At 59.4% G+C, this 4,693-nt stretch carries 2 protein-coding genes; both read left to right on the plus strand.

The window, feature by feature from the left end:
* Positions 1-399: 399 nt before the first annotated feature.
* Entirely contained in the window at positions 400-3,228 is a 2,829-nt protein-coding gene (locus NZK35_RS33690) for a PSD1 and planctomycete cytochrome C domain-containing protein (RefSeq protein ID WP_259636923.1), read from the plus strand.
* Positions 3,229-3,238: 10 nt separating this feature from the next.
* Positions 3,239-4,630: a DUF1501 domain-containing protein gene (locus tag NZK35_RS33695; RefSeq protein ID WP_259636924.1), complete on the plus strand. Its 1,392-nt coding sequence runs from the start codon at positions 3,239-3,241 to the stop codon at positions 4,628-4,630.
* Positions 4,631-4,693: the final 63 nt, after the last annotated feature.

Raw genomic sequence — 4,693 nt, forward strand, 5'->3', positions numbered from 1 at the left:
GAAGGACAATCGTGCTCGAAAAAGCGGTCCCTCAAGGCTGGACACCAACGACGCTGGTGTGCAGGCTTTAGCCCAATACCGCTAAGTTAAGCGTCGTTTCTTCAGATGAGGGCCCGTAGGCTCGCGCCAAACGGCTGATATTCGTTTGACATCAGCCGGTTCGCGCCAGCGTCCGGGCCCCCTCATTCATGTTAACTTAGCGGTATTGGGCTTTAGCCGCCTCGTCTCGCTGCTCCGCAGCGACTGGGAATTCGCCTAACGGCTAGACACCGATGCGCGGAGTGCACGACACCCGCCCTTGGCGGCGGGAACCCGCCCTTGGCGGCGGGAGTTGGATTCGATGACGGCCGGGTGACGAACGGTTACAATAGAGTTCCCTCCCGCCTTCGAACACCTGCCATGCCCACCCTCCCCATCCATTTGCCCAGTTCTCTGCTGGACGCGTTGAAACGCTTGATCGGTCGCCTCGCCGCGGTCGTTTTTGCCATCGCTGCATCGATCGGAGTTGGCCAAGATGCGTCACCGCAGGCGATCGCGTTTTTCGAAAAAGAAGTTCGTCCGGTCTTGGTCGAGCACTGTTATGACTGTCATTCCGCAGAAGGCAGCGTCAAGGGTGGTCTGCGGCTGGAGACCCGCGCCGGGCTGCTTGAAGGAGGCGACTCTGGGGCTGCGATCGTCCCCGGCGACCCCGGTGCAAGTTTGCTGATCGAAGCGATCGGGTATCAGAACCACGATCTGCAAATGCCGCCCCGAAATCCGTTGCCCGAACAGGCGGTCAGGGCGCTGACGAAATGGGTCGCCGACGGTGCCCCTGATCCGCGCGAGTCGACGCCGTCCAGCGCGGGCTCCGATCGCGGGCCGTCGGGGATGAGTATCGAGGAAGGCCGACAGTTCTGGGCGTTTCGGCCGGTGCGTGACTCCACGATTCCCGAGCTTGCCGAGACGCAGTGGACCGAAAACCCGATCGACGCGTTTGTGTTAGCGCGACTTCACGACAACGGCCTGTCGCCGGCACCGGCGGCGGACAAGATCACGTTGATTCGCCGTCTCACGCAAGACCTGATCGGTTTGCCGCCCACGCCCGAAGAGATCGACGCCTTCGTCGCCGACGAATCGCCTATGGCGTATGACAAGGTCGTCGAGAGACTTTTGAATTCACCGCATTACGGTGTCCGCTGGGGGCGGCATTGGTTGGACGTCGCACGCTACGCCGATTCCAACGGACTGGATGAAAACTTGGGGTTCGGGCAAGCGTGGCGTTATCGCGATTACGTTGTCGATGCCTTCAACAACGACAAACCCTTTGACCGTTTCTTGATCGAGCAAGTTGCCGGTGACTTGTTGCCCGAAGCGAATCGTGAAACCAAGACGGCGACCGGGTTTCTGTCGCTAGGCGCCAAGGTGCTGGCCGAACCGGATCGACAAAAGCTGGAGATGGACATCATCGATGAACAGCTCGACACACTCGGCAAAGCATTCCTGGGAATGACCTTCGGCTGTGTCCGATGTCACGACCACAAATTTGATCCGATCAAGCAATCCGACTACTACGCGTTAGCCGCGATCTTCAAGAGCACCAAAACGCTCGGCGAGACGAACACCGGCGCGATCAAACATTGGTACGAGCACTCCTTTGCGTCGGACGAGGAAGCGGCGCGGCTGAAAGAAATCGACGCCCAGATCGCGGAGAAAAAGAAAGCGGCGGCGAGTTTTAAGAACGCAGCGATCGCCAAGATTCAAGCCGAAGCTCGAAGCAAGGTGGCCGACTATCTGGCTGCCGCGGCACAATTCGAGGTCTCTGCGCCCCTGACCACCGTCGCGGAAATCGCCCAACCACTCGGGCTGCATCCGCGGATCTTGCACCACTGTCGCATGCATTTGGATTTCCATCGAGATGATCCGCTGTTGCTTCAATGGCATCAACTGGCCGCCGAAGGAAACGCCGACGAGATCCGTCGGCACTATGGCGATTTGTTCGACCGCGCGGAAAAGGCGTTTGCCGAGGCGAAGAAGCAGGATCCGAAAACGAAAACGCTGGACGATCCGACGTTGCAGGCCGCCCGATCCGCCTTGTTGGATGCCTCGGGTCTGTTGGCCGTTCCCTCCAAAGAAGCGTTCGCCTTCGACGAGCAAACGCTCGCGGAATACTACCGGTTGATGGATGAAGCGAGGGCCTTTGAAAGCGTCGCCGCCGACGAAACGGCGGCGATGGGGGTCAGCGAAGGAACGGTGGTGGCAGAGTTACCGATCCATATCCGTGGCAGTTACAAGAACCTGGGCGACCCGGTCGCGCGGGAGTTTCCCGAGGTGATGCGACACTCCACCGTCCGGCCTGTCTTTCCCAGCGGACAAAGCGGTCGACTGGAACTGGCTCGTTGGATGGCCGACACGAGGCATCCCTTGACGGCACGTGTGATCGTCAATCGCATTTGGGGATGGCACTTCGGCGAGGCGTTGGTGCGGACGACCGAGAACTTTGGACGTCTGGGGGATCGGCCGTCCCATCCGGACTTGCTCGATTGGCTGGCCAGACGCTTCATGGCCGGCGGTTGGTCGATCAAAGACTTGCATCGTCTGATCCTTCGATCCAATGTCTATCAGCTCGCCTCGTCGCATCCGGAGGAACAACGTTACGCGACGATCGATCCGGAAAACCGGTTGCTTTGGAAAGCGAACTTGAGGCGATTGGAAGCCGAACAGATCCGCGATTCGATTTTGGCGGTCGGCGGACGTTTGAATCTTGAAATCGGCGGAAAGACGTTGCCGCTGCGGAATCGACAATTCGTGTTCAACCACACTTCCGAAGACCACACCAAATACGACAGCGTTCGGCGGGCGTTGTACCTGCCCGTGATCCGCAACAACCTGTACGCGTTCTTCACGCAGTTCGATTACCCGGATCCGACGATGCCCACCGGTTCGCGCAACGCGACCGTGATCGCGCCGCAGAACTTGCTGTTGATGAACGACGCATTGGTGATGGAATCGGCCGATGCGCTGGCGAAGTCCGTCCTGTCGCAGTCAAACGAGGACGCCGACCGTGTCGCCGATGCGTATCGACGGGCGGTCGGACGCGAGCCGTCGCCAAGCGAAACCGAACGCGTGCTTCGGTTCATCTCGCAATTGACCGAGGGTGCCGAAGCGAACGCAAAGGAGCAGCACGAGCAAGCCTGGTCGCTGTTCTGTCAAAGTCTGATGGCTAGCAACGAATTCATTTATTTACGTTAGGTTCTTTCTGATGCAATCCCGACGACAGCTTCTGCGAAACTCGGCGATCGGATTCGGTCACTTGGCCTTCTCCGCGATGTTGGGCCAGGAAGCCTTGGCCGCGGAGAATCCATTGGCTCCCAAGGGACCCCATTTTCCGGCCCGCGCCAAGCGGATCGTGTTTCTGTTCATGAAAGGCGGTCCGTCACACGTCGACACCTTTGACCCCAAGCCTCAATTGGACCGGGATCATGGCAAGCCGCCGCCGTTTGATTTGCCCGACGTCACGTTCGCCAAGCAGGGCAACTTGTTGAAGTCGCCATGGAAGTTCAAGCGATACGGCGAGAGTGGATTGCCGGTCAGCGAGTTGTTTCCCAACGTCGCCCGTCACGTGGATGACTTGTGTGTGTTGCGATCGGTGCATGGAACCAATCCCGCCCACGGCGGGGCGCTGTTGAAGCTGCACACCGGCAGCGATCAATTCGTTCGGCCCAGCATGGGATCTTGGTTGGTTTACGGGTTGGGGACCGAGAATGAAAATTTGCCGGCTTTCGTGACGATTTGTCCGACGCTGGCCCACGGCGGAGTCAATAACTGGGGCACCGCGTTCTTGCCGGCACATTGCCAAGGCACACCGATCGGCAATGCCAGCTTGCCGGCGACGGCGGCCAAGGTCAAACACATTCGAAATGATCGCATCGCTCCCGATCTCCAGCGGCGACAGCTGGATCTGATCGCGTCGATGAATCGGGAACATCTCGCAATGGCCGGTCGCGACCAGGCTCTCGAAGGTCGGTTGAACTCGTTCGAATTGGCCTACCGCATGCAAACCGCGATGCCGGCGATCCAGGATTTGGCGTCAGAGTCCGCGGCGACGCAGCGTCTGTATGGGATCGATGATCCGGTCACCGAAGATTTTGGCCGACAGTGTTTGATGGCGCGACGGTTTCTCGAGCAAGGTGTGCGGTTTGTTCAGGTCACGCACAGCGACAGCGTCGTGCAGTGGGACCAGCACTCGGGGCTGTACCAAGGTCACACCAAGAACGCGGCCGAAGTTGATCGGCCGATCGCAGGGTTCCTGCAAGACTTAAAAGCGAGGGGGTTGCTTGAAGACACACTCGTCTTGTGGGGCGGCGAATTCGGACGCACACCGACGGCTCAAGGCAGCAACGGTCGCGACCACAACCCGCACGGGTTCACGATGTGGATGGCCGGCGGCGGGGTGAAGGGAGGCTACGCGTATGGTGCGACCGACGACTACGGTTACTATGCCGTGGAAAACAAGATGCACGTTCACGATCTGCACGCAACCATTCTGCACTTGATGGGACTGGACCACGAACGGCTGACCTATCGCTACGCGGGACGAGACTTTCGTTTGACCGATGTCGAAGGTGTGGTGGCCAAGGACATCTTTGCCTGAACCACGCACACCAGAAAGCCGCAGGAGCGAGTGGCACGGGCATCAGTGTTGGTGTGCAGGCTT

The organism is Stieleria sedimenti (assembly GCF_025060895.1).
GTDB lineage: Bacteria > Planctomycetota > Planctomycetia > Pirellulales > Pirellulaceae > Stieleria > Stieleria sedimenti.

Excerpts from the sequence above, each read along its gene's own strand:
- NZK35_RS33695 (WP_259636924.1), top strand. The coding sequence starts at position 3,239 with ATGCAATCCCGACGACAGCTTCTGCGAAACTCGGCGATCGGATTCGGT.
- NZK35_RS33690 (WP_259636923.1), top strand. The coding sequence starts at position 400 with ATGCCCACCCTCCCCATCCATTTGCCCAGTTCTCTGCTGGACGCGTTG.